General features: G+C 39.2%; 23 protein-coding genes and 1 pseudogene. 7 read left to right on the top strand and 17 right to left on the bottom strand.

Features of this window, described 5'->3' with window-relative positions:
* Positions 1 to 98: 98 nt before the first annotated feature.
* The gene (locus FPK91_RS02625) at positions 99 to 503 is read right to left on the bottom strand and encodes a hypothetical protein (protein WP_144207578.1); all 405 of its coding nucleotides are present in this window, start codon (positions 501 to 503) and stop codon (positions 99 to 101) included.
* Between the two features lie 626 nt (positions 504 to 1,129).
* On the opposite strand from FPK91_RS02625, the gene FPK91_RS02620 reads away from it, so the two are divergent.
* The 3 genes from FPK91_RS02620 to FPK91_RS02610 all read left to right on the top strand — a co-directional run bounded on the left by FPK91_RS02620 (position 1,130) and on the right by FPK91_RS02610 (position 3,680).
* Positions 1,130 to 1,537, top strand: a complete 408-nt coding sequence (locus FPK91_RS02620; protein WP_144207575.1) for a LexA family protein — start codon at positions 1,130 to 1,132, stop codon at positions 1,535 to 1,537.
* A gap of 15 nt (positions 1,538 to 1,552) precedes the next feature.
* Entirely contained in the window at positions 1,553 to 2,809 is a 1,257-nt protein-coding gene (locus FPK91_RS02615) for a Y-family DNA polymerase (protein WP_144207572.1), read from the top strand.
* 262 nt (positions 2,810 to 3,071) lie between these two features.
* Complete coding sequence (locus FPK91_RS02610) at positions 3,072 to 3,680, top strand: YgjV family protein (protein WP_227006742.1); 609 nt, start codon at positions 3,072 to 3,074, stop codon at positions 3,678 to 3,680.
* A gap of 124 nt (positions 3,681 to 3,804) precedes the next feature.
* Here the strand turns inward: FPK91_RS02610 and FPK91_RS02605 are convergent.
* The 3 genes and pseudogenes from FPK91_RS02605 to FPK91_RS02595 all read right to left on the bottom strand — a co-directional run.
* Positions 3,805 to 4,050, bottom strand: a pseudogene (locus FPK91_RS02605) (cation:dicarboxylate symporter family transporter); the annotation flags it as partial.
* A gap of 87 nt (positions 4,051 to 4,137) precedes the next feature.
* Positions 4,138 to 5,211, bottom strand: a complete 1,074-nt coding sequence (locus FPK91_RS02600) for an HlyD family secretion protein (RefSeq protein WP_144207569.1) — start codon at positions 5,209 to 5,211, stop codon at positions 4,138 to 4,140.
* Complete coding sequence (locus tag FPK91_RS02595) at positions 5,211 to 5,693, bottom strand: magnesium transporter (protein ID WP_227006662.1); 483 nt, start codon at positions 5,691 to 5,693, stop codon at positions 5,211 to 5,213. Before FPK91_RS02595 ends, FPK91_RS02600 begins: the two co-directional genes overlap by 1 nt.
* A 195-nt stretch (positions 5,694 to 5,888) precedes the next feature.
* On the opposite strand from FPK91_RS02595, the gene FPK91_RS02590 reads away from it, so the two are divergent.
* Both FPK91_RS02590 and FPK91_RS02585 read left to right on the top strand, forming a co-directional pair.
* Positions 5,889 to 6,686 (top strand): LysR family transcriptional regulator, encoded by a 798-nt coding sequence (locus FPK91_RS02590; protein WP_144207566.1) that lies wholly within the window; start codon positions 5,889 to 5,891, stop codon positions 6,684 to 6,686.
* 19 nt (positions 6,687 to 6,705) lie between these two features.
* The gene (locus tag FPK91_RS02585) at positions 6,706 to 9,411 is read left to right on the top strand and encodes an acetate--CoA ligase family protein (RefSeq protein WP_144207563.1); all 2,706 of its coding nucleotides are present in this window, start codon (positions 6,706 to 6,708) and stop codon (positions 9,409 to 9,411) included.
* A 101-nt stretch (positions 9,412 to 9,512) separates the two neighbouring features.
* Here FPK91_RS02585 and FPK91_RS02580 read toward each other — a convergent pair whose 3' ends face one another.
* Positions 9,513 to 10,487 carry a GGDEF domain-containing protein gene (locus FPK91_RS02580; RefSeq protein ID WP_144214093.1) on the bottom strand — a complete coding sequence of 325 codons (975 nt, stop codon included), beginning with the start codon at positions 10,485 to 10,487 and terminating at the stop codon, positions 9,513 to 9,515.
* Positions 10,488 to 10,717: 230 nt separating this feature from the next.
* Here FPK91_RS02580 and eco point away from each other — a divergent pair, with 230 nt between their 5' ends.
* Positions 10,718 to 11,281, top strand: coding sequence for a serine protease inhibitor ecotin (eco, locus tag FPK91_RS02575; protein WP_227006661.1), 564 nt, complete (start codon positions 10,718 to 10,720; stop codon positions 11,279 to 11,281).
* A 125-nt stretch (positions 11,282 to 11,406) separates the two neighbouring features.
* Here eco and FPK91_RS02570 read toward each other — a convergent pair whose 3' ends face one another.
* The 5 genes from FPK91_RS02570 to pssA all read right to left on the bottom strand — a co-directional run bounded on the left by FPK91_RS02570 (position 11,407) and on the right by pssA (position 16,437).
* Positions 11,407 to 11,685, bottom strand: a complete 279-nt coding sequence (locus FPK91_RS02570; protein WP_144207560.1) for a hypothetical protein — start codon at positions 11,683 to 11,685, stop codon at positions 11,407 to 11,409.
* 1 nt (position 11,686) lies between these two features.
* Positions 11,687 to 13,702: a RecQ family ATP-dependent DNA helicase gene (locus tag FPK91_RS02565; protein WP_144207558.1), complete on the bottom strand. Its 2,016-nt coding sequence runs from the start codon at positions 13,700 to 13,702 to the stop codon at positions 11,687 to 11,689.
* A 131-nt stretch (positions 13,703 to 13,833) separates the two neighbouring features.
* The gene (locus tag FPK91_RS02560) at positions 13,834 to 14,154 is read right to left on the bottom strand and encodes a hypothetical protein (protein ID WP_144207556.1); all 321 of its coding nucleotides are present in this window, start codon (positions 14,152 to 14,154) and stop codon (positions 13,834 to 13,836) included.
* Positions 14,155 to 14,274: 120 nt separating this feature from the next.
* Complete coding sequence (locus FPK91_RS02555) at positions 14,275 to 15,048, bottom strand: tRNA-uridine aminocarboxypropyltransferase (RefSeq protein WP_144207553.1); 774 nt, start codon at positions 15,046 to 15,048, stop codon at positions 14,275 to 14,277.
* Between the two features lie 75 nt (positions 15,049 to 15,123).
* The gene (pssA, locus tag FPK91_RS02550; RefSeq protein ID WP_144207550.1) at positions 15,124 to 16,437 is read right to left on the bottom strand and encodes a CDP-diacylglycerol--serine O-phosphatidyltransferase; all 1,314 of its coding nucleotides are present in this window, start codon (positions 16,435 to 16,437) and stop codon (positions 15,124 to 15,126) included.
* Positions 16,438 to 16,941: 504 nt separating this feature from the next.
* Between pssA and dacB the strand changes: the two genes are divergently transcribed.
* Positions 16,942 to 18,465, top strand: coding sequence for a D-alanyl-D-alanine carboxypeptidase/D-alanyl-D-alanine endopeptidase (gene dacB, locus FPK91_RS02545; RefSeq protein WP_144207548.1), 1,524 nt, complete (start codon positions 16,942 to 16,944; stop codon positions 18,463 to 18,465).
* Between the two features lie 57 nt (positions 18,466 to 18,522).
* Here dacB and FPK91_RS02540 read toward each other — a convergent pair whose 3' ends face one another.
* The 7 genes from FPK91_RS02540 to FPK91_RS02510 form a co-directional block, all read right to left on the bottom strand.
* Positions 18,523 to 20,280 carry an acyl-CoA dehydrogenase C-terminal domain-containing protein gene (locus tag FPK91_RS02540; protein ID WP_144207545.1) on the bottom strand — a complete coding sequence of 586 codons (1,758 nt, stop codon included), beginning with the start codon at positions 20,278 to 20,280 and terminating at the stop codon, positions 18,523 to 18,525.
* 258 nt (positions 20,281 to 20,538) lie between these two features.
* Positions 20,539 to 21,333, bottom strand: coding sequence for a CLCA_X family protein (locus tag FPK91_RS02535; RefSeq protein ID WP_144207542.1), 795 nt, complete (start codon positions 21,331 to 21,333; stop codon positions 20,539 to 20,541).
* A 130-nt stretch (positions 21,334 to 21,463) separates the two neighbouring features.
* Positions 21,464 to 22,015, bottom strand: coding sequence for a DUF2058 domain-containing protein (locus FPK91_RS02530; RefSeq protein WP_144207539.1), 552 nt, complete (start codon positions 22,013 to 22,015; stop codon positions 21,464 to 21,466).
* A 28-nt stretch (positions 22,016 to 22,043) separates the two neighbouring features.
* The gene (locus tag FPK91_RS02525) at positions 22,044 to 22,847 is read right to left on the bottom strand and encodes an SDR family oxidoreductase (protein ID WP_144207536.1); all 804 of its coding nucleotides are present in this window, start codon (positions 22,845 to 22,847) and stop codon (positions 22,044 to 22,046) included.
* A 139-nt stretch (positions 22,848 to 22,986) separates the two neighbouring features.
* A complete protein-coding gene (gene pyrF, locus FPK91_RS02520) occupies positions 22,987 to 23,682 on the bottom strand; it encodes an orotidine-5'-phosphate decarboxylase (RefSeq protein WP_144207533.1) in 696 nt (231 codons plus the stop codon).
* Between the two features lie 31 nt (positions 23,683 to 23,713).
* Positions 23,714 to 24,874: a lipopolysaccharide assembly protein LapB gene (gene lapB / locus FPK91_RS02515; protein WP_144207530.1), complete on the bottom strand. Its 1,161-nt coding sequence runs from the start codon at positions 24,872 to 24,874 to the stop codon at positions 23,714 to 23,716.
* Position 24,875: 1 nt separating this feature from the next.
* Complete coding sequence (locus FPK91_RS02510; protein ID WP_144207527.1) at positions 24,876 to 25,175, bottom strand: LapA family protein; 300 nt, start codon at positions 25,173 to 25,175, stop codon at positions 24,876 to 24,878.
* Positions 25,176 to 25,272 lie beyond the last annotated feature (97 nt).

Genomic DNA, 25,272 nt, shown 5'->3' with positions numbered 1-25,272 from the left:
ATTTTTATTGGCACTAATTTATTGGCACTAGGATTGTATGAGAATGGTGCTAACGATTATATTAATAACTCTATGAACATTAACTATGACCGTACATCTTAATTGTTTGCGTAATGTACACAATCATTCTTTTTAGCCGTTTGTTGCAGCAGTTGTTTTAACTCTGTTTTTCCACCGCTTTTAGTATCATTGATTTGTTGTTCAATGGTTTGTGTTTGCATGACAATTTTTTCAATCGCTGTTTGTCTTGCGCCCTCTTCTGACTGGCCTGATAACACGAGTTGTTCAACAAGATCAGAATAGCGTTCATAGACAACTCCTTTATAATAATCGGCCTGTGAAGCCATTGGCGTATGGGAGTATACGATTGAACAACTTAATGCACTATTGATTTGCGTGAATGAATCCTGAATTTGAATGACAACGGGCTTTTGAGTAGATGGGCTAGCACTCGCGCCAAAAGATAATATTGTTAGCATTGAAATGATAAATACTTTTTTCATTGTGTTTACTCCCATTGATGAACAACTGATTTCTGGCTGATTGCCGCACTTCCCAATCAATTGCTATATAAAATTCTATTCTAAAAATATGACCTGTTGATTAAAGCCTGCCGATATAGATTATTTAGTCTGTACCAATGAATCTATTTTAGCTTTCCTGTGGCTAATTACTTATCTTTTGCTGCCAATGTAACTCATTAAGCGCTTTACGCTTCCCCATAATCATCAGCATTAACGCTTTATAAAATCTTGATACAGATGACAAGCTTTAAACTTGCCTCTATTTTACCTACCTAAGCTAAACGTAAGCTGAACAAACAATTAACTTTTAACGTTTTTCTATAAAGAATGTTTTATTCGATGATTTATTCGCAACTAACTCGCTAATAGTTCGCGGCCCACTTTCTAAGAGCTCGTAGCTAATTTAGAACTCGTTCATAGTTTAGTGCTTCTCAAACCCCTTTAGTTCACCTTACGCTGCAAATCATTACTTCAACGCCCCACAACAGATCAAACAACCAACAACTCGTACACTTATTCGACACTTTTACGGAATTTATTGCCAATTCTACGGGGCTAGCTATAATACTGTATAAATATACAGTATATTATTGGTGTCGATTTTTATGAAGGTTATTCCTATTTTTGCTTGTGCCGGTATCACCGGTTTTGAAAGTCCTGCAGCTGAATATCGACAATTACCGTTAAGTTTGGACGAGCTGTTAATCGAACATCCCAGTGCGACTTTTATTGGCCAAGCCAGTGGTGACTCAATGGAGAACATTGGTATTTTTGATAAGGATATTTTAATTGTTGATCGTCATGTCAGCGTTGAGAATCATGATGTGATTGTGGCGAACTATAATGGCAATTTTGTTTGCAAACTTATCGACACACAACGCCGATTATTACTTTCCGCCAATGACAGCCACCAGAGTGTGACGATTCAAGAATATGACAGCTTCAGTGTTGAGGGCGTAGTAATACGTTCTATTCGTTGCCATCGTCAAAGCCCTTTATTAGTTAATGATTAAATGGATAGTTAACTTATGTATGCACTCGTTGATGCAAACTCTTTCTATTGCAGCGCAGAGCAAGTATTTCGCCCTGAATGGCGTGGTCGCCCTGTCGTGGTACTGTCTAATAACGATGGTTGTATCGTCGCCGCAAATCGCCAGGCAAAAGCACTGGGGATTGGTAAATTTGGCCCCTATTTTGAAGTACGGGCTTTATGTGAGCAATTAGGCGTTATTGCCCTATCATCCAATTATGAACTCTATGGTTCTCTCTCCCATAGTATGATGGAAGTCATTGGCCGCTTTGCCCCTGAGCAACACATTTATTCAATTGATGAGTCATTTCTATCGTTTAAGCATTGCTACCCCGCAATACCTTGTTTATTAACCCATGGGGCAAAGATACGTCGGGCGGTTTGGAAAGAAACCCGTTTACCTGTGTGTGTCGGTATTGCTGAAACATTGACCCTTGCTAAAGTCGCCAATCATGCTGCGAAAAAAATCTATGGCTACAATGGCGTCTGTTACATTGAATCAGTTAATCAAAGAGATGCAATTTTGTCAGCCATGAAAGTCACTGATGTATGGGGAATAGGTTCCCGTATAGGTAAAAAACTACATGCCATGGGAATAACAACTGCGCTTGGATTGGCAAAACTACAACCCGGTATTGCACGCAAGAATTTTAGTATTGAAATTGAACGAACAGTACGAGAGCTTAATGGTGAAGCCTGTAAAGGTTGGGATAGTGCTAGAGCGGATAAACAGCAGATTTTTTCCACCCGTAGCGTTGGAGAGCGAATCACTGATAAAAGTACATTACAGCAAGCACTCAGTAAACATGCTGGCATTGCTGCAGCCAAAGCGAGAAAACAAGGTTCTGCAGCAGGCACGATTCTAATATTTGCCAGTAACTCGCCATATGATGAGCAACCCAATGGCTTTAAATATCATTACCGCTGCGCCCATCCAACTAATGACAGCTGCGAGATTATGGCTTACGCCTCTGAAATAGCTCGTCAATTATATAACCCACATACCCGTTATTATAAAATGGGGATTGGCTTATTAGATCTATCCCCCACTAAACATCGTCAAGGTGACCTATTTACCCCAGAAAAAGACCCCGCTTTAATGCAAGTTTATGATCAACTCAATCAACGTTATGGTACCGATACCGTATTTATCGCGGCTCAAGGAATCGAAGGGAAATGGCATATGCGCCGAGAGCTTTTAACACCGCAGTACACCACTTGCTGGCAAGATATCCCCCAAATAAACTGCCGTTAATCAGTCATTATATTTTTCGTTCCTACATTCGCGTTTTGAGCTAACTAAAAACAGACCAAAAATCAACCTAAAAACACACAAAACGATCATTAAACAAACAGCAGCACAACTTTAAAATTACAATCATTTGTGAAAAGAGACTTAATCTCACAGTTTTATCGTTATATACATTAGCAATGCATAAATCGCGATTTTATCATTGTTTTATTGCTGAAAAAAACGACAATACGCAGCCTTAAATTTTCTTGGATTGTGTTTGCCTGTGTTAGATATTGCCGTTTTTGATGTTCAGTTCTTTTTCGAACCCCTGTTTTGGTTTCAGCTTATTGGCTTTGCTTCAATGTTTATTGGCTGGTGGGCAAACGGACAGAAACAAGACTGCAAATTTATTCATGGCAATATGATAGCATCGGTACTCACTGCGATTCACTTAGGCTTACTCGGCAGCTTTTTAGGCATGGCGAATCAACTCGTGAATGTTATACGCTTTAGGTTATGCCAAAGCTTAAACAGTGATAAGGACGCAAACTCATCACAGCTTAACGCATGGTTAACCTCACCATGGGTAATGTCACTCATATTCAGCACCATTGCCATATCCCAAGGTTTGCTCTGGGCAGAACACTGGAGTGAATGGTGTGCGGTATTGGCAGCGATAACGATGAGTTTTAGTTTGTTTTTCTTAGCAGGAAGCCAATTAAGACTCGCTATGATAGCCAGTAACCTACTTAACCTAATGCTTTCAATATATTTGATGTCATGGTCAGGAATCTTATACCAAGTAATGGCAATGGCTATTTTAACTCAGGGGCTTCTGCGTGAGTGGTTAGACAATAACACCACTGATAATGAAATTGCAGCCGTCAAGTAATCACGGTATTAACAGTAATTTATCACCCCTGAATAATACAAACCTCTGTATAAAAAAAAGCGACTTATTCTATTAGTAGAAAAGTCGCTTTATCAAAGAGTATCAGTAAATTGAACTACATAGATTACGCCGTAACTGGAGCCGTTTGCTCTTGTTGCTCATGTACTTGTTCACTGTGTTCAACCAAAGTAACCACCGCTGCATCACCAACAACATTGGTACTGGTACTGGTACAGAACATATCAATAATACGATCTAACGCCGCAACAAGCGCAATTGCTTCAACGGGTAACCCTAATTGATGGATAAGTACGCCAATCATCACAATACCGCCAGCAGCTGTACCACAACGCTGACTCATGAACAAAAAATAGGTTGGGTTTACAGTATAAAAAAGGAGCCTAAGGGCTCCTTTAAGGTTGTAATCGCTGTTAGTTATCACTCGATTTGTTAGAGACTAGAGCGCATTTAAATAAGACTTTAGTGCTTTCAGCCTGACAGTAGCCCCGCCAATAATGTCCATAAAGCCCAATATTGGATGAGGTTTCTCTGCGGAAATCCACGCAGAACCTGTTGCCCCTATAGGAAGCGAATACCCTTCAGGTTCTTCAAACTCAATAACAACAGTACGGCCATGAGAGCCTGAATTATTGCCTACATGTTGACGGACATGCTGGCTACCACTCATAGGATTAATCATCGCTTCACCGGTGCCAGAGGTAACACTGTGTACTCTACCTCTAAAAATTTCACCAGGATAAGCATCTACATAAAACTCGGCAAACTGCCCTTTTTTAATATAACGATAAGATTGATCCGCTATTCGCATTTCCATAAACTTCTTACTGGTATCGAATAGATGCATGTTACCTAAACGTGTGCCTTCAACCACATTAGTGATAGCGAGTTGTCCATCAAACTGAGCCCGTATTTCACGACGGGAATCGGTCCATTTAGCAGATTGAATATCGGCATCATAGGATTGCATTTGCGCCGTTTGTGCATCTAACTGAGCAATATTGGCCGCCACTTGCGCGCTATTTGCATCAATTTGTGCAGCTAAGTTATCGCGATCAACTTGGCTTGCATGTTCTTTCAGCGCCGTTAATCTGGCTAAGTTACGTTCATCATTATTGATGTTAACTTTTAAAACTCTGATTTGCTGAATAGCTGCTGCATGCTGAGCCTCAACCGCACTTCTATTAGCTTTCAACGCGTTAATTTGCTCAGTGCTATCTACCGATACTAACGTGTAAATTAAATCACCTTTTTTTACCAATTGGTTGTGTGTGACATAAACATTTTCAACTTCTTGGCCAATTAATGGGCTTAATACAGCATGAGGTGCTTTGATTGTTGAGCTATCCGTTAAATCGGCTGGAGACCAGAATCGATGCCCTGTGAAGAGTGCGAAAGCAATGAATAACCCTAAGCCGACACTGCGCACTGCATTAGCTAAATTCCACTGAATAACACCTAATTTAACCAATAGCCAAATAATTAACACATAAGGAAGCATGATCTCTTTCATTATTTGTCTCCTTTAATGCCATTGCTAATAATACTTGAAAGCCGATTAGATAAGACGTCCCAGCGACCGAAGGCAATAATAATCGCAAGTACCCACCAGGTTTTATCAATAAATAATCCACACAACGACAAGGCAAATACAATTTGGGTATGCGCACTCGACATCGCTTCGGCTTTATGAACAGCCACTTCATGCAACTGCCAAAATAGATACAGCACATAACAAATCAACATGATGGTTACGACAAAGATAAAACCCATAAATAATTCTGAATCTAATAACGTTAAAATGGATGGGTAACCGTTTACAAAATAGTCTTCTGAAATTTGCTGACCATGAATTCGAGTTAATAAAGAGAAGCAATAACTCATTATTGCAATAACAGATAGCACTAGAATGAAAGAACTAAGCTTTCGTGCAAAGAGAGGTAACTTATTGATCAACGTTGGTATTACCGTATCGTTATCAGGCATTTCAGTCATAAAGATCCTAAAAGTGTAAAAATAGATAGAGGTATACTAACAATGCCCCACTGTATATAAGCTGAATACTAACAATGTCTCACTGTAATAACGGAATAACCGATATTCCAAATAGACTATTTACTTTGGTCTCAATGTTCTGAACGAATTTATAGTGTAATATGCACTTAAACTGTTCTAAATTATCGGTATATCATGGATCTGAATGCACTCAATGTGTTTGTCACCCTTTACAGATCGGGTTCGACACAAAAAGCAGCTAAACAACTTGGACGCTCGCAATCGTTTGTCTCCAAAGTATTAGCGCAATTACGTGAAGAATTAAATGACCCGTTATTTGTTCGAACAGCCAATGGCCTACAACCCACCAGCTATGCTGATAAAATAGCCCCTAAAATTCATAATGCACTTGAACAGATCAGCTTAGCGTTAGAGCCTGAGTATTTTGATCCTAAAAACTTGCAATATATCTCAGTGCATTTGGGTGAACCATTAGCTGTCATTATGGGTAAAGCACTCATTGATGAACTACGCAAAGAAACCGATGCGACATTGGAAATTAGGCAATGGCGGAAGGCCAGTAATGATGGTTTAATTGACGGGTCCATTGATATAGGCATTCAGACATTAAGAGAAAGGCCGCAACAGCTATATCAAAAGAAAATAGCATCGGGATATATTACGCGTGTGGGCAACTCTAGTGGCGAATTTGTAAAATTGTTAGTTGATGATTTAAACGAGCATTTTGAATACTTTCGTGAGCTAAAAGAAATAAAAACCCCAACGATTATTACTGATAATTTTAGTTTGCATAGAGAACTATTAGCCGATCATTACTCTTATAACTTTAAGTTAAACGATGAAGATCAGCATAAGAAAGTGATGATAGATCTCGCACTCATATGCAGCTCAGCTCGAAGACATGAAGCTAAAATAGTATGGTTATCAGAGATATGTAAAAGAGTATTATTGAAGTCAATTACCACAGAGTAATCTGTATGCTGAGGGTATTATGAGCCAGAGAAGTATTCACACTTTATTTAAACCGACTTCCATAGCCGTCATTGGCGCGTCAAACGGTGAGAAACGTGCCGGGCGAGTGCTGATGAAGAACTTACTCGGCAGTGGATTTTCTGGTCCAATAATGCCTGTTACCCCTAAGTACTCCGCTGTTATGGGGGTCTTAGCCTACCCCAATATAGAATCCCTACCTATAAAGCCTGATTTAGCGGTTATTTGTACTCGTGCTAGTCGGGTACCCGATATTATTGAAACCTTAGCCCAGTTTGGCTGTAAAGTTGCCATTATTATGGCTTCTGGTATGGCTAACGAATTTGATGAAAACGGTAATAGCCTCATAAGCTTAACCCTGCAGCATGCAAAGCGATACGGCATGAGGATCTTAGGCTCTAATAGTCTAGGGATGATAATCCCGACCATCGGACTCAATGCCAGCCTAGCCCATAGCGGGGCTAAGCAAGGCAAAATAGCTTTTGTGTCACAATCAGCGGCAATTTGTACCACGGTACTTGATTGGGCTAATAACAAAGATATCGGGTTTTCCTCCTTTATTTCCTTGGGTGATGCTTCCGATATCGACTTTGATGAATTACTCGATTACCTCGGTCGCGATAGTCGTACTAGCGCCATTATGCTGTACATCGACTCTATCAGTGAAAAGCGCCACTTCTTATCAGCAGCAAGAGCTGCGGCCCGTAATAAACCCATCTTTGTGATTAAATCAGGAAGAAGCTTAGAAGGCGTTAAAGCCGCCATGCTTCATACTGGCGGTAAAGGCGGTAATGACGCTGTATACGAAGCCGCCTTTAGACGTGCTGGTATGCTCCGCGTCAATGACTTGATTGAATTGTTTGCTGCTGTAGAAAGTTTAGCCCACTCAACGCCACTAAAAGGTGAGCGTGTCGCCATTATCAGTAACGGCGGCGGACCTGCTGTACTAGCAGCAGATGAGCTTATAATCAAAGGCGGCAAGCTTGCGCAGTTATCCGATGAAACCGTTAGTCAATTAAATGCTATTTTACCTTCAACCTGGTCGGGACAAAACCCACTTGATATCGTCGGTGATGCCGATAGTCAGCGCTATACTCAAGCATTAAATTTACTGATGGATAACTATCAGGAGATGGATGCGATTTTAGTGCTTCACTCTCCATCAGCACTTGAAGAAAGTGAACTGATTGCTCAAAGCTTAATTGAAGCGATAAAGTCACACCCCAATAGAAACAAACTCAATATTCTAACCAATTGGAGCGGTGAAGATTCAGCCTACTTAGCCAGAAAATTGTTTAGTAAAGCGGGGATCCCAACCTATAGAACCCCAGAAGGTGCAGTAAAAGCCTTTATGCATATGGTTGAGTACCGCCGAAACCAAAAGTTACTGCAAGAAGTGCCACAATCGATACCTGATAATATTCCAACAGATACCACCACTGCACGCGTGCTATTACAAAAAGCGCAAACGGAACAACGATACATTCTAGAAACCCATGAAACCAGCGACATTTTAAAAGCTTATGGTCTAAACACCATTGAAACCCAACTTGCGAAAACAGCGGAACAAGCCGTTGAACTCGCGAAAAAACTCGGTTTTCCTGTGGCATTAAAAGTGCAATCCCCTGATTTGATGTACAAGTCAGACGTTCATGGTGTCATGCTTAATCTCACTAACGAAGAGGAAGTGCACCAAGCTGCACTATCAATTACTTCCCGGGTAAAAGAAACCAATCCAGATGCAGCAATTGATGGCATGATTGTGCAAAAAATGGCATTAACAGCGGGAGCCCAAGAAGTACGAGTCTCTGTTATCAATGATCCGGTATTTGGTCCGGCCATATGTTTAGGAGAAGGCGGCTCAGAGTGGGATCCAACCCGTGATGCTGCAGTTGCCCTACCACCTCTTAATATGACACTAGCGCGTTATATGGTAATCCAGGCATTAAAGAACAACAAACTAAGAGACAGGCATCTACCCTTGGGTTTAGACATGAATGCTCTTTGTGTAATGCTAACCCAAATTTCGCATCTCATTATTGATTGCCCGGAAATAGCGTCATTAGATTTAAATCCGGTATTAGCAGCAGGTCAAACTATCACCCTGCTCGACGTGAATATGAAGCTCAATACTACAGATATTGATCCTAAAACACGTTTAGCCATCATGCCTTACCCAAAAGAGTTAGAGCAAACTGCAACACTGAAAAATGGCTTAAAAGTCATGTTAAGACCAATTCTGCCTGAGGATGAACCAAAACATTTAGTCTTTGATAATTCACTCAGTGACGAAGATCGTTATAAACGCTACTTTGGGGTGCGCTCACGCATGACTCACGAAGAAATGGCAGTACTAACACAAATTGATTTCGCCAGAGAGATGGCGTTTATTGCAACCGCTGAAGATGAAAACGGTGAACAAATTACCTTAGGGGCTGTTCGAGCTTCGACGGATCCTGATAATACCGAAGCTGAATTTGCTATGGCGGTTCGTGGTGATTATCAAGGTATTGGATTAGGTAAACTGCTACTTGAAAAGTTAGTCAACTATTATAAAACTACCGATACACCAGTATTAGCGGGATTTACCATGTTCGAAAACCGAAGTATGGCAAATCTTGCAAAAGGATTAGGCTTTACGGTGTCATTTGATATGGAAGAGCATCTTATTAAGATGCATATGGACTTACCTGTCTCAGAAAAGTAGTGGTCATCTAGACGTTTATGGCACTTTGATATCAAGGTGCCATAAGCATTAGCTAGCATTAAAACTAAAACGTAAACACTAAAACGTCAGCGCGATAAGCACTAACCTTTAACGCAATTTCTGCCATTAGACTTGGCTTGATATAACATATCATCAGCGCGAGTGAGTAATGTTTCAACATCATCACCTGGTTGAATACAAGCAGCACCAACTGATACGGTAATATTACCTAACTGCTGCTTTTTCTCTTTGCCAATAGTTAATTGCTTACCAGCAATGCGTTCTCTTATATGCTCAGCAACAGTTAACGCATCTTCCAAGTCAGTATTTGGCAATAAAACCACAAACTCTTCCCCACCATAGCGGGCAACAAAATCATTCCCTTTAACCGTTTGCTTCAAAGCGAATGCTACAAATGCCAGCACTTTGTCACCAATGAGATGGCCGTAAGTGTCGTTAAAGTTTTTAAAGTGATCAATATCAACCATCAATAAACAGCACGGCACGTGGTTTTGAGTGAATAAATTGACCTGCTCGAGGGCGAATATTTCGTAGGCGCGGCGATTATTTAATGACGTTAACTCATCAGTCATAGCCACTTTGCTCAAGTTGACCATTTCTTCTTTTAAGGTAACTAATTCAGAACCTAAAGTATCAATATCAGCACGCATCAATTCATTATGAAAAAGTACTTTTTCTACTTCAGCGCTGACATTAACCAGCATTTTATTGAAACTTTGTGGGCTAGGATCTGATTGTAGCTCATCACTAAAAGAGCTTAAGCTGGAAGAAAAATTGGATGTGCCAGAAGAAAGATCATTTATTTTAGAAACAAGACTATTGATTAATATCTGTGTTTCAATCTGGACATTCTCTATGACTTCAGGAGACTGGTCATTAATGAAGTTATTATATAAGCCTTGATTAACCGAAGCAGTAAACTCAACCTTATTCGCAAGTAAGCCGTCAATGGCTCTTTTGAGATCTAAATTTGTTTCACTATAATACTGATACCAGATGGCATAATTTTCAGGGGTTACCGGAATATTTAATGCCGACATTTGTGGAACGGCCATTCTTAGTATCTGTGCAGAACTTTCTAAACCAGTATTCAATTTAACATCCTATGTCATTCGTATGCGCAGCAAATTAAAACAAAATCAATACTCTAAAAAGAATATGGTTTTAATTGAGCTATAGCAACTGAAAAAAGTAAAAAATGTTTAGAAAAATAAAACCCTTTTCTTAAATCACTGCGTTTATACCTACAACACGGATCAATTATCACTATGAAAATGAGAACTATATGAAAAAACTAATCAATTCAACAATCAAAAAACTCTCTGTTGCCGCGATGTTTTCTATTACAACAGCTATGTCCTTGTCGGCATTAGCCACAAGTCCAGTACCTAACCAATTTACGAAGCCGACTATGATCACAATACACCAGTTTACAGCGAATAATTATCAACAGATTGAAGAAGCAAAAATGTTCCCAAAACCTGTAGAGGGGCAAGTACAACATATTCTGCAATTATCTAAACGAGACGATGAACTGAACTATAAAATTGAGATCGAAATTGGACAAAATAAGATGGTCGATTGCAATAAACATCGATTACATGGCGAACTGGAGAAACAAAACTTACAAGGATGGGGCTACCATTACTACACTGTTGATAGCATCTCTGATGGTCCAACTACGATGATGATGTGTGTTGACCCCAAAACGGCAAAGTTTGTCGTCATGGGAAAAAGTATCACTATGGATTACGATAGTCGCTTGCCTAAAGTATTCTATTTACCTGAAGGCGCTGAGTTAAGATACCGAATTTGGGAAGTGAAAGGTGATTTTGAATACTCAAAATAATCGCTATCAGCAATCATACTTATAGTTAAAGCTATAGCCATAAAAAACAGGCCATGAAGGCCTGTTTTTTGTTTTAGCAACTTAAAAGCTTATGACTTGGACGTTTAAGTCCCTTGAAAATAGGCTTAACAGCGCTTCACCCTTACCACTTGCATGACTTCAATGGGAAAACCCGCCACTGTTTGCTCTTCAGGGTAATAAAGTAAACTGACAAGCTGATCTTGTAAGCTTTTATATTTTTTAGTGCGTTTAAATTTAAATGCGACATCATAACCAGATATCATCAAGGTATGGAACACCCACTCTTCTTTTTCACGCTGAGTATGGGAAATAACCTTTACGCCTTCGAGGTGATTTAATTTATCGTGCTTTTTCAGTAATTCATCTACAGCTTTCTTTTTCATACTAACTATTCCTATTTAAAGCACTATCACCATGTATTACTTTAATATATTCCACTATCTCTTCATAGCGGTATTGAGTGCAATAACCAAAACCCGATAATTGTTTAACTTTATTACGAGTAAACAAGGGTACACTAATTCCAGCAAGAAATTTAGCTTGAACGCCAATTGACAGAGGTTGATCGCTTTTAGAAGCCATGTGTTGGCAGAACTGTTGAAGATTCTCAGCTAAAGATGGCAAGCTTGAAATTGGAATCAACTGTTTTTGCGGTAAAATCGCAATATGCCCACTACAAACACTACAATGTCCGCATTGGCTTGGCGCGTTGCGATCATCAAAATATATCGCCAATTTAGCCGTAATACATTCTGTAGATTCAAAAAATGAAATTAACTGCTTCAATCGTGCAATTTCCTTCACTTCATTGCTTTGAAAGTAATGGGCTAATTCAGCTGGAAGGTTTGGATTAAGTAGTGCATTGATATCAACATTGAAAACCTGAGTTATTTTTTTCGTTTCTAGTTGAATAAATTGCTTATCTGCCAAATATTCTAACGCTGCAACAACCCGCTGGCGATCAGCGCCATATTGTTGATATAAGCTATCAAAGTTGAGCTGCCCCCAGATTTTTTTAAACTGTGTATGTTCAAATATTTGTTGTAAAAATACTTGTCGCTGCGGGTCAAAGCTAGCAAGTAATTGCTGTTTACCCACTAGAAACTGATATTTAAACTCGGCAAAGTAAGCAAAGCTAGGTTGAACGACATTAGCGAGTTCCAACTGCACAAGTAATGTTTTCAAAGGTAACTGTTTGATATTACAACTCGTTGAGATTGAATACTCCTGCATTTCCCAACGACCGTTATCAACTTCAACTTTTATATGCTCAATTAGCTTCGCGATAGCTGTGGGTTCTGGTGTGTCACCATAAACAAAGTTTTCAATGGTGTTGAGGCCATCTTTATTTGCAAGAGTGACGCAATGCGATAGCTGACCATCTCGACCTGCTCGACCAATTTCTTGGCTATAGTTTTCTATGGATTTTGGTAAGTCATAATGCACCACGAAACGAATATTACTTTTATCAATCCCCATACCAAAAGCAATAGTGGCGACAATGATATTAATCTCACCATCCATGAACTGTTGTTGAATTCGGTTTCTGACGTCTGCATTAAGCCCTGCATGATAGGCTGTAGCCTTGATATTTGAGCGAGTTAAGTAATTTGCAATATCTTCTGCCGTCTTTTGTAGCGTCACATAGACAATACCTGCAATCCCGGCTGTTGCATTGGTAAATCGACTGACAGTATTCACTAACTCAGCTTGTTTTGACTCTTCGAGTACTGGTAGGACACTAATATCTAAGTTACTTCGATAAAAGCCAGTTTGTACTATCTGCTGAGGTAAAATTCCAAAGCGTTTAGCCATATCTAGCTTAACTTTTTCGGTCGCCGTTGCAGTGAGTAACATCACTTGCGAAATGTTAAATTGCTGCACGTACGAAGGAATTTTTAAATAGTCTGGTCTAAAGTTATGCCCCCACTCTGAAATACAGTGAGCTTCATCAACCACTAACAGCGAAATAGTAATGCTCGATAGAAACTGTCTGAAGCGTTCATTTTTAAAACGCTCAACCGAGACCATTAAAATTTTAGTGGTACCATTACGAACATCCCGCATCACCTGCTGACTTTGTTCATAGGTCAAACTTGAATCGATACTCGCTGCGTTAATTCCTTTGGAATGTAAAAATGAAATCTGATCTTTCATCAACGCCAATAATGGAGAAACAACTAAAGTCAGCTGAGGAAGTTGTAATGCACTGAATTGATAACATAACGACTTACCTGAACCCGTTGGAAAAATAGCGAGCGATGAATTGTCAGATAAAATATGTTTAACAACGTCAATTTGCCCTTCTCTAAATTGATCAAAACCAAATTGTTGTTTTAAAGTTTGGGTAAGGTCAGCATCTAGTGGGTTCAATGATGGCGAAGTTGATTGAGATTGCATGTGATTGCCTAAGGTTAAGCGAACGAAAAACTTGCCATTTCATTAACAATACTGCTGTTAACTGATAATGATATTGGTGACGCTTTGTAGAAAAAAAGGACTATTTTAATGTGTCATTGTGTAAAGAATAACTATTTACGCGCGATATATTGATTAATTAGATCCGTTAACTGATCTTCAAATGCCTCTTGGGCTTGTTCTAAATCGCCACTAAAAGAAGATAGAAATTTGCTTGCTTGAGTACGGGTTAACATCTTATCGCCTAAACAGTAGGCCATCTCATCAAGTTGCTTATTATGGCGCGGCTCAAGAAACCACTGACAAGTATCTGTATCCAGTGATGCCAAGCTCTGCTGAGCAAGATTACAGAATATTTCTATGTGATCGACACCGTCAGGTCCTAAACAACCTGGTTCAAGGCGATATAATACGATTAGCTTACTATCTAACATGTGAATATTCGCGTCCTTTGCGTAAAAAATGAATAAGATGACAGTTATAAAAAAGGCTTATTAAGTCAGAGTGATTAAACCTATGTTATTAAGTCAGCGCAGTCGAATAAGACAATGCTGTTAATCTAAACTGGCATTTATAATAGCCTGTTTGTACTTGTCGATATAGGTCTCGATTGGGATAATATCTTCTTTTAATCGTCGATTTCGACCCAGTAATGATGACTCAACAAATAACTCAAACCAAGCCGTTAATACCTGCGAGTTTAAAGGTTCATCAACGGCTTCAAATGCTAATGCAGCCACTTCTGCAGTGGATAACTGAAAGTCATGACTGCCCTTTCTTAGCTCATAACTTGCCAAGGTCTCGGGTGTAAATGATAGCAAAGGCAGATTGTGCAAATATGGGCTTTTGCGGAACATTTTAATAGCTTGGCGCCAACTGCCATCAAGTAAAATTAATAAAGGAATTTTACCATCAGAAGTATTTTTACATTGGCTTACGTGAGAAATTACCGCTTGATTTGGCTCAGCATATTTCGCAGGGAAAATAAGCATAGGTTGATACTTAGGATTATTGATCGCCTCAACCATTTCTTTACTCGGCTCTGTTCTAGACCACAAATAAGCACTGGTGTTAGGCACAATATCGGCAATCAACCGACCACTATTAGTGGGTTTTAACACCTCATCATCATACATAACCAGCATAAAGTGGGCTTGGGTATTGATATATTCACGATGTTGGCAGGTACAGAAAATTTCACCTAATAAACACCACTGACAACGAATTAGTTTCATGCCTCTGGCTGCAAAAGGTTTAGTCGAAATTGATTTTCTGTATTGATATAAATGATGAACTGCATGCTGCAATTCAGATGGTAACGCCAACATGGGGATATTCTCAGTAAGACGCTATCGTTTAATAGCGTTCAAAAAAATTCATCACCCGTTAAGGTGATGAGGATACTACAATATTCTTCTAAGTAAAAAGTCAGCTTTTAAGCGCCTTATCCTGGTCATGATTTTTTTCACAGGTGCTGGGTACTTTTGCAGTGTTTCAATTTGGCTATAATGAAATAACTTTTCAGTGTGCTCAAGAATAAACGCTTGTTCAGACTCAAAGCTTTGTTTCCAAGCACCGCTTTCATCATGTAAAAGCAGGCCATTTTCTAAATCAAGTGCCCAAGCGCGAGGGTTTAGATTTGAGCCAGTAATAAGATGCTTTTTACCGTCAGCGCTAATGCCTTTTAAATGAAAACTGTTAATACCGTTTTTCCATAAATGGATCCGTAACTGACCATTTTCAATGGCCCATTGCTGACGCTTTACAAACTTGCGTAATGATTGCTCATACATGTAAGGCAACGCACCAATCGTCGAGAACTCTTTCTCAGGCGGAATATAGAAGTCGTTAGCAGTTTTATCACCGACAACGATATCAATGCTCTTACCATTACGTAAATGTCGTGTCAGAGCACGTACAAGTGCATTGGGCGGATTGAAATAAGGCGTGCAAATGAACAGTGATTCCGTTGACTCATCAACCATTTTAACAATCACTTCATTAAGCTTGTTCTTTTTACGACCAAGACCCACTAATGGTGTCACACGATTACCAATACGAGTACTTTCAAATTCATACTCAGAACGACTCAATCGCGTTTTAAAGGTACGCATGTCTTGTTTTTCAGGGCATTGTTCTTCGCTACTGTCCTGCGTTAAAGAACACACTGCAGAATCGTTGACTAAGTGCTGTTGAATATAGCTACGCATGCTGCGAGCAAGCTCTGCTGATTCAATCACATGGTAGCGATCAAAACGATATTTATCTAACTGCTGAAAGTAAATATTATTGATACTGGCACCACTGAAGATTACCGCATCATCAATGATAAAACCTTTAAGGTGCAAAACACCCATGAATTCGCGAGACTTAACCGGTACACCTAATATATCGAAAGGCTGCACAGCTTCAGCCATCGCCTTTCGGTACATAATGTAGTTACCACTGTCGCCTTTATGCCCAATCAATCCACGACGTGCACGATGGTAGTCAACCAAGACAACTATTTGTAATTCAGGGTTAGCAGCTTTAGCCGCTAGTAACGCATTGAGAACTTCTCGTCCTGCTTCATCATCTTCCAGGTACAGTGCTGCAATATGGATCGAATGCATAGCACTCGCGATACGAGATAATAATTCTTGCTTAAACTGAATAGGGTTTAATAACCACTTAAGAGAATCAGTTTGTAATGCGATACCACCAAGCTTATCCAGCAAGGCAACCTCCTTAAACGATATCAATTAGGTATGTAAGCATAGGCAATAAAATTGGCCGTTATTAAGTATGGACTCAAACCTTTCGCAGTAAGAATCGTTCCTTACTCATGAGAGTTGATATTAAATAAATACTTAATTTTTGGCTTTCTATCACCATGGCGCCGTAATAACTAATTAACAATTGATATTAGGAGATAGAAATTACCGATTTAGCGCCTAAGGAGCAAGGATTTTCTTATGATATAAAGGTATTTGGTTAGTTTATGAGGCACAACTTAACTATTTTAGATCAAATAGATGATCAATGGTTAATGAGCGTTCGAATAACGCCCAAACTGATAGCATTATCGGATGTGATTTTTTGATTGATAAATAATCACATTTCTACATTATCGATGCCTAAGTCCAATGTAGTTAGGATAAAACAATATTTTTTGAATTGTGTAATGTAAATCATGATGAGATCACGTACTTTACAGTTACCTTTGATATCAGTATTTTCCTATGCCTTCTCTAATTACTAATCTAAATCGTTGTCTTATTTACAGTCGAAATCGTAGCCTTGTTAATAGTCTAATTCGAATTTTCAGCATCTGTACTGTCAGTCTACTCAGCTTTAGCTCAACCAGTGTTGCTGATGAATATTTAGCGAATATGATGAAAATCATCACCCCGCCACAATCGCAAATGGCCATTAATGTTTGGGATATTGAAAGTAATAAAAGTATTTATAGCTTGAATGAAGATACGCTGTTGTTACCTGCCAGTATTCAAAAAGTTCTTACTGCAGTTGGAGCAACACATCAACTAGGAACCGACTTCTATTATCAAACTCAATTATTAACCAATGGCGAAGTTGTCGATAATACCCTTGAAGGTAACGTCTATTTTACCTTCAGTGGCGATCCTACTTTTAAACGTAAACACCTGTCTGCATTAATAGCTACTTTCAAAGAAAAAGGCATTAAACAAATATCAGGGAAAATCATCTTAGTCGGTTCACAAATTAAATCTGTCAGAGCACCTGGTTGGGCATGGGATGACTTAGGGATTTGTTATGCCGCGCCAGTATCAAATTTTATCATCGATCGCAATTGCGTCAGAGCGACCTTAACTCCGCTTGATGATAGTTCGACAACGATTAGCGTTCTGTCTAAATATCCAATCAATATCACCACACAGGCAAGGTTTAACCCTTTGATTAAACCAAAACAAGCTACAGAACACTTTTGTAGCCTCCAAATGCAACGTTTTGATAAAAATAAATACCAACTATCTGGATGCTATCCGGGTAAAAAACCGATTCGATTAGCCATTGCAGTTAATGACGCGCCCCTTTATGCCAGTGACATGATCGAAGCGATGTTAAGTGAACAAGGCATTGAGTTTACAAACCTACAATTAACTGATGTGCAATTACCTAAAGACCTCACACTGTTGGCTGAACATAAATCGCAAACATTGCCACATTTACTGAAAAGAATGTTAGAAAAGTCTGACAATTTAATTGCTGATAGCTTATTAAAAAAAATTGGACAAAGCTTCTTTAAACAACACCCACTGACGCAGTCTGTAAACTACGATAATAACGGTTTTGTTATTGGTGCCACAGCGTTACAAAACATACTATCAGAATTAAACTTACCCTTTGTTGAAGCAAATCTAGTCGATGGTTCGGGGCTTTCACGTTATAACTTACTGACATCAAAACAAATGTTGTCAGTGTTGCAATTAATCAAGATAGACAAGCAGTTTAATTACTTAGAAGACTTACTACCTGTGGCGGGTAAAACAGGAACGCTTAAATATAAAGACTATTTCAAGCAATCACCGTTGAAAAATCAAGTTTCTGCAAAAACAGGCACTATGATGGGTGTTGATAATCTCGCAGGTTTTATTACCGCAGAAAATGGTAAACAGTATGCCTTCGTCATTATTGAAAATGGTTTAAGCCCCAAAGCTAAGAAAACACGTTTGGCACCGTTTAGTGCATTATTTTTGCAAACGCTAAATGATTTACCTCAATAAAAAAGCGCACTGTAAACAGTACGCTTTAGAAAGGTTTTTAATGATTAGCAGATTTGGTTAAAACAAGTCTGCTGGCATCGCCATGATTGAATCATCGCCCTGGCTAACTTGCGCAATATGAAAATCAGCTTTTGGTAACACTTTATCCATATAGAACTTAGCAACAAACCTTTTTTGTTCTGTAAAACTTGCATCATCATGGCCAACGGCTCTTTCGGCCATTAATAATGAATAGTAACCATAAAGGATGTAGCCAAACGCATCTAAGAAATCCACAGCGCTAGCATTGATAAGTGCTGGTTGAGAAAGCTTGTTGTCATTGATGTAGTTTGCCAATGTCAGCAAGTTATCAAAACGAAGGCTAATTGCTTTTCTGTCCGCGTCAGATGTATGTTCAAAACCGGCTAATTCCGCATTAATTTCTGCTACGAATTCAGTTAACGTCGCAACATTGTCACCTGTGACTTTACGGCCTAAGAAATCAATTGCTTGAATGCCATTAGTCCCTTCGTAAATTTGTGCGATACGCGTATCACGAACAAATTGCTCAATACCGGTTTCACGAATATATCCGTGGCCACCAAATACTTGCTGCGCCATAATGGTTGCATCTAAGCCACGATCGGTTAAGAACGCTTTTGATACTGGCGTCAGTAAACCCACATATTTAGCCGCTTTGGCTTTTACATCACCTTCACCATATTTGGCTAAATCTAACTGCTTGCCAGTAAATACTGATAATGCTCGGCCTGCATCAGTTACTGATTTGATGGTCAATAACATACGGCGTACATCACCGTGAACAATTATTGGGTCTGCAGCACTGCCTGTTGGTGAACCGCCAGCTGCAATACCTTGAACACGTTCTTTGGCATAATCAGCAGCCATTTGATAAGCGCCTTGTGCACTACCAAGACCTTGGATACCAATCGCTAAACGTTCGTAATTCATCATAGTGAACATGCACACTAATCCGCGATCTGGACGACCCACTAAAAAACCTTTAGCGCCATCGTAATTCATAACACAAGTTGCAGACGCTTTAAGTCCCATTTTGTGTTCAATTGAACCAACAGTAACGCCATTAGCGCCGCCTAAAGAACCATTATCATTAACCGTCATCTTAGGGACTAAGAATAATGAAATACCCTTAGAGTTGGGCAGTTTTGCTAACACTAAATGAATCACGTTTTCAGTTAAGTCATGATCGCCGCCGGTAATGAAAATCTTACTACCTGAGATAAGGTAACTACCATCATCCTGTGGTTCAGCTTTAGTACGAATATTTCGTAAATCTGAACCTGCTTGGGGTTCAGTCATATCCATTGCGCCTGACCATTCGCCAGAATATAAATTAGGTAAATACTTTTCTTTTAATTCATCTGTTGCATGGGCATTGATACACAGTGCAGCGCCAGCCGTTAATGAGCCGTAAAGCGTAAATGAGTTACATGCGCTGTAATTCATTTCATCAACTAGCACACCTAACATCTTAGGCATGCCCATTCCGCCATAATCTGGCTCACCACATAATCCAACCCAGCCACCTTCGGCGAATTGCTTATAAACGTCTTTAAAGCCATCAGGTGTGATGACCTTATCATCTTGGTGTCTTACACCTTGCTCATCGCCGCTTCTATTTATAGGATGAATCAAATCACGGCTAATCTTGCTAGCTTCATCTAAAATCGCAACAGCGGTGTCCATATCAACCATTTCTGCGATATTGGGCATAGATTGCCAAGTATTAGTCGCATCAAAAACGTTTTCTAATAGAAACTGCATGTCCTTCAAAGGGGCTTGGTAAGGGTTCATATAAGACTCTTAAACAGATAATTAAAACAGTTGTTTCAATTTATACAAAAAGTTAACTAAACACAAGGCTAAACTGATTATATGAACGATTAAGGTCAACTTTTATTGAGGTAAAAAACACGTAAACTATAGCGCTGGAGATTACAGGATTATGACTTTATAAAACTCTGATGAGGGCTTGTTGATTAACACGGATTACACTGTTGAAATAGTTTTTATCGCCACGAGTAATCAACAGCTTAAACTTGATATTACTGTTTAATTTTGCTTTTCAAACGCCTTACCTAATAATGCAAAGTAATTAATTATTGCGGTATAGATGTGTACTTTCTGCGATGCTGAGGGATACATTAGCAGCGTCATTGGGTCATTCTTCAGCGTCCCTGAAACCAAATAATTATTGTGCAGTTCACTACATGCCTCAATGGATGACTCAAATGCCCTTGCCATTAACTCTGATGGTTTTGAAAAATAATAACAGCCCTGTTGTTTATCAAGTTTAATCGCATCTACAACGTATTGGCTCGGTTGCTCACCGTCATCAGACAGCAACACAACTTTGAACAATGCAGACAAATTATCATTAAGTTTATGCGGTTTAAGTAAAGCATCCTGTAACCATAAATCACTGGCACATTGATATTTTTTAAAAGAAAACCTTGGCGATACGTCAAAGGCTTTATCAACAATATAATGATCAAATGCATGCCAAAATTCATGAGCTAATGCCCCTGCTCCAGCATTCTTAGCTAAAGCTAACTCTCTGGTTACTGGTGAATAATGAGCTTGTACCCCTTTTTGACCACCTCGACCAAAGAGTAAATTGAGCGTTTTCCGTAATCCAATTAACTCAGTAGGAACATTTAGAATTTGAGATAGGTCAGCCATCGAATCGAACACTAAATTGGCAGCAAGTTCAGATTCTTCTTTTGTTACCCATTTACCCACACTAATATGATTGAGACCAAAACACTGTTTGATATCAATAAAATTAGCTTGCTCACCTAATCGGTAATCAGCACCATTTCGAACATAGCGGGTAGTTTTTAACAATAAAAAGCCTTAATATTAAGATGATTACTTATATATCACTTATAAATTATTAATAGTGTATTCATAAAAAATGCCTCTAATCGAGGCATTTAACTTTGTTGATATCTGCTTTACAGTGACGGTTAACGAGTTACCACATCAAGTCATCAGGGATTGCATAATCAGCATAAGGATCATTTTCTTGGCTTGCTTGCTCTGTTTGGTTATCGGCATTTTCTTGCCATAAATAACCACACCACTCAGGTACTAATAAGTTAACACGTTCGGCTAATTTATGAGGTACTAAATAGCTTTTCTCTTCATAGCGAACAATCCCTACAACACCAGATTGTAGCTGGCCTTGCAATTTCTCATCAACATAAACAGATAAAATTTTCTTATCAAAAGTAAAGTTGAATTTTATTTCTGAACCACTCGGCGCTTTAATTTCAAACTTGGTAAATTCAGTGATTAAACCACGAACTTGACCTTTTTCTGACGCTTCAGCAAAACGCTTTTCATTTAACGCTTTATCTTTCGCTGCTTGCTCGAGTTTTTGTTGTGCAATTTGCTGTTTTAAATCAGCACTACCATCATCAACTTTAGCTTTCTTTTGCTTACGCTTCTGAGTTTTTACATCGCGTGCTTTTTGCTTACTGGCAAGTCCTGCTTTTAGAAGCTGCTCTTGTAATGCGTTTGCCATTTGTTTCACCTATAAAAATTGTTCAGTATTACTGAGGTAAATGTTTTGCTAATGCATCCATTGCAGCGCCGGCGCCACCTAAAGACCAACCACCATCAACAGGAATAATTGTCCCTGTTATATAAGTGGCCATGTCTGAAGCTAGAAAAAGAGCTGCATTGGCTATATCTTGTTTTTGACCATTTCGTTTTAACGGCACACTATCGGCAATCATTGATTTTAAAGCTTTACTCGGCGCTAGACGATCAAAACCTTCAGTATCTTCAATGGCTCCAGGCACAATAGAGTTAACACGAATGCCTTCAATCCCCCATTCAATAGCAAGAGTACGAGTTAACATATCAACGCCCGCTTTAGCAGCACACACATGAACTTGTAAAGCCATTGGCACGTAGGCTTGTGGCGCTGAAATTTGAATGACACTTGCATTGCCTTTAGTCAGCAAAGGATACGCTTGTTTAATCACTTGAAAACTGCCTAATAAGTCAATATCCATGACTGACTTAAAACCATTAACGGATAAATCTTTAGCCCGTGAAGGAAAGTTACCCGCGGCGCCACTAATTAACACATCAATAGCATTATATTGCTGAGCAATCGTATTAAAACCTGATGCTACCGCTTCAGAGTCTCTAACATCAAAACTGACTCCGATATGGTTTCCGTTCGGATTAGTTTGTTTAAGCAACTCTACCGCAGCATTGACTTTATCAATACTACGACTGGCAACAGCAACATTAGCTCCGGCTTTTGCAAAAGCACACGCTATGCCTAAATTGATACCGCTGGTGCCGCCAATGACAACGACATTCTTTCCTTGATAATCAAACATGTGTAGCTCCTGCAATCGTGTAATGAATAAATCAGCATGTTATCTAGCTTGGTGTTTAACTTGTGTCACTAAAAAATTTTTAAATGTTAGCTTGATGCCTTAGAAACTATTCTTAATGTACTGCAATAAACATCAATAGCTACTTTAAAGATTGCACAATAGCTTGCAATGAAGCTAATGGATCATTCGCTTTAGTGATTGGTCTGCCAATAACTAAGTAGTCAGAACCGGCAGCAATGGCTTTAGGAGGCGTCATCACACGATGTTGATCGCCAACATCAGCACCAACAGGTCGAATACCTGGGGTCACTAAATTAAAATCAGTACCAAATGTTTGTTTTAGCATCGTGGCTTCTTGTGCTGAACAAACCACGCCATCTAATCCAGCTTGATTGGTTAGCGCCGCTAAACGTTTCACATGCTCAGATGCGGGTACATTAATACCTAACAAGGCTAAATCTGCATCACTCATTGAGGTCAATACAGTCACAGCAATTAATAATGGCGCATCTTGCCCATAACTGGCTAAAGCGGTTTTAGCCGCTTGCATCATAGCTAAACCACCACTGGCATGGACATTTGTCATCCATACGCCTAAATCAGCAGCGGCTGAAACCGCTTTCGCAACGGTATTTGGAATATCATGGAATTTTAAATCTAGGAATAAATCAAAATCACGGTCGTGAATATCTTTAACAAGCTGAGGACCAAATAAAGTAAACATCTCTTTGCCTACTTTAAGACGACACATTGTAGGATCTAGCTTATCAATTAATGCCAGTGCCTCATTCTTATTGTCATAATCTAAGGCTACTACAATCGGTTTATCTGCCATGCTTACTCCATACATATCATTAACTAATCAGTTACTCGCCATCGAGCCCTTTTACGCGTTTAATACTTCCCCACTCTTTACATGATGGACAATGCCAGTAAAGACTGTGTGCAGGAAAACCGCATGAGCAACAACGGTAACTAGGACGAAATTTAATTTGTTGTTCTACTAATTTTTCTAACATTGAAAGGCTTTGCTTCGCTTGACCATCTTCAGCCTGCTTTATATGCAGTTGCATTAAATGTTGGAAACCTTTCATTGTCGGGTGGCGATATAGATGATCTAACACCATTTTTTCTGCATTCTCAGCAAAACCTTGCTCAATTTTATGCTGGGCTAAAGCAATCACCACAGTGGCACTCGCGCCCTCTTGTAAAGCTTGCTGCAATAAAGTTTGATAGCCTTCGAGGTCGTTACTGTCACGGTAAACTTGTTTGGCAATGCCAATAGCATCTGAGAATACATCAATATCTGCAAGTTTAAGTTCGAGTAAGCTTTTTTTGCACAATGAGACCTCATTTGTGTCTAAGTATATTTTGGCTAATGTTAGCCATGCTCGGCCACATTGATCATCAAGCTTAATAGCTTGTTGAAGTAATTTTATTTTATCTGTAGCTTCAGTCTCTTCATCAGCTAACTGACAATAAAAATGGGCGGTAATATTTTTTAATGCTTGCTGACGTTTTCTACTGAGGCGCTTAGTGATGTTAATGGCATTCTGCCATTCTTTAGTCACTTGATAAATCGAGATAAGTTCAGTCTCAGCGTCTTCGCTATGATCATCTTGATTGACAAGATTTAAAAATATTTCTTCGGCTCGGTCATAAAAACCTGCTGCAAGATAATCTTTACCTAACTCCATCATAGCAATGTCCCGTTGCTCAGTCGTTAAGCTAGGTCTTGCTATAAGGTTTTGATGGATCCTAATGGAGCGATCTACTTCTCCACGCTTTCTAAACAGTGAGCCAAGAGATAAATGGGTATCAATAGTTTCATCATCGACATCAAGCATGGTAATAAATAAATCTACTGCTTTGTCTGACTCATTAGACAACAGAAAGTTAAGCCCGGTGAAATAATCACGGCTTAGTTTTTTACTCTGTTGCTTTTGATTCTGTCGTATACTTCTTCTACCCATATACCAGCCATAACCAGCTGCAATAGGTAACAACAGAAAGAGGATTTCTAGCATATTACGCTACGGTATCCTGTGATGTTAAATCCGTTTTATGTTCGGCCAGTTGGTCAGTTAATTTCGCGACTGTTTTTCTACTTTTTCGTAATGCCATTTTGAATTTAACAATGTAATAAGCAGCAAATAACCAGCTTATGATGAACCCACATAAAAATACAAAGGCCAATACTACTGGTAAACGGTACTGACCTTCAGCGACAAAATAGCTGACAGTAACGACTTGTTCATTCTTGGCTCCAAAAAGTAAGGCAAGGACAAAGAATAATCCAACAATAACAATGGCAATAAATGATTTCACGCGATTCTCCATTCTGTGAGTCAATATAATTGATTATCCAAGAAATTTGGTAAAGTAACCAGCTTTGAAAAGCATTAGATACAAAAAAGCCTCCAAA

It is taken from the genome of Shewanella donghaensis (assembly GCF_007567505.1).
GTDB classification, from domain to species: Bacteria; Pseudomonadota; Gammaproteobacteria; order Enterobacterales; family Shewanellaceae; genus Shewanella; species Shewanella donghaensis.
Note: the sequence above shows the minus strand (reverse complement) of the source record. Positions and strands in the feature narration are given on the sequence as shown.

Bases quoted from the DNA above. Each gene is read 5' to 3' on its own strand.
- FPK91_RS02625 (WP_144207578.1), bottom strand. From the start codon at position 503: ATGAAAAAAGTATTTATCATTTCAATGCTAACAATATTATCTTTTGGC.
- FPK91_RS02620 (WP_144207575.1), top strand. From the start codon at position 1,130: ATGAAGGTTATTCCTATTTTTGCTTGTGCCGGTATCACCGGTTTTGAA.
- FPK91_RS02615 (WP_144207572.1), top strand. From the start codon at position 1,553: ATGTATGCACTCGTTGATGCAAACTCTTTCTATTGCAGCGCAGAGCAA.
- FPK91_RS02600 (WP_144207569.1), bottom strand. From the start codon at position 5,211: ATGAAAGAGATCATGCTTCCTTATGTGTTAATTATTTGGCTATTGGTT.
- FPK91_RS02595 (WP_227006662.1), bottom strand. From the start codon at position 5,693: ATGACTGAAATGCCTGATAACGATACGGTAATACCAACGTTGATCAAT.
- FPK91_RS02590 (WP_144207566.1), top strand. From the start codon at position 5,889: ATGGATCTGAATGCACTCAATGTGTTTGTCACCCTTTACAGATCGGGT.
- FPK91_RS02585 (WP_144207563.1), top strand. From the start codon at position 6,706: ATGAGCCAGAGAAGTATTCACACTTTATTTAAACCGACTTCCATAGCC.
- FPK91_RS02580 (WP_144214093.1), bottom strand. From the start codon at position 10,487: ATGGCCGTTCCACAAATGTCGGCATTAAATATTCCGGTAACCCCTGAA.
- eco (WP_227006661.1), top strand. From the start codon at position 10,718: ATGAAAAAACTAATCAATTCAACAATCAAAAAACTCTCTGTTGCCGCG.
- FPK91_RS02570 (WP_144207560.1), bottom strand. From the start codon at position 11,685: ATGAAAAAGAAAGCTGTAGATGAATTACTGAAAAAGCACGATAAATTA.
- FPK91_RS02565 (WP_144207558.1), bottom strand. From the start codon at position 13,702: ATGCAATCTCAATCAACTTCGCCATCATTGAACCCACTAGATGCTGAC.
- FPK91_RS02560 (WP_144207556.1), bottom strand. From the start codon at position 14,154: ATGTTAGATAGTAAGCTAATCGTATTATATCGCCTTGAACCAGGTTGT.
- FPK91_RS02555 (WP_144207553.1), bottom strand. From the start codon at position 15,048: ATGTTGGCGTTACCATCTGAATTGCAGCATGCAGTTCATCATTTATAT.
- dacB (WP_144207548.1), top strand. From the start codon at position 16,942: ATGCCTTCTCTAATTACTAATCTAAATCGTTGTCTTATTTACAGTCGA.
- FPK91_RS02540 (WP_144207545.1), bottom strand. From the start codon at position 20,280: ATGAACCCTTACCAAGCCCCTTTGAAGGACATGCAGTTTCTATTAGAA.
- FPK91_RS02530 (WP_144207539.1), bottom strand. From the start codon at position 22,015: ATGGCAAACGCATTACAAGAGCAGCTTCTAAAAGCAGGACTTGCCAGT.
- FPK91_RS02525 (WP_144207536.1), bottom strand. From the start codon at position 22,847: ATGTTTGATTATCAAGGAAAGAATGTCGTTGTCATTGGCGGCACCAGC.
- pyrF (WP_144207533.1), bottom strand. From the start codon at position 23,682: ATGGCAGATAAACCGATTGTAGTAGCCTTAGATTATGACAATAAGAAT.
- lapB (WP_144207530.1), bottom strand. From the start codon at position 24,874: ATGCTAGAAATCCTCTTTCTGTTGTTACCTATTGCAGCTGGTTATGGC.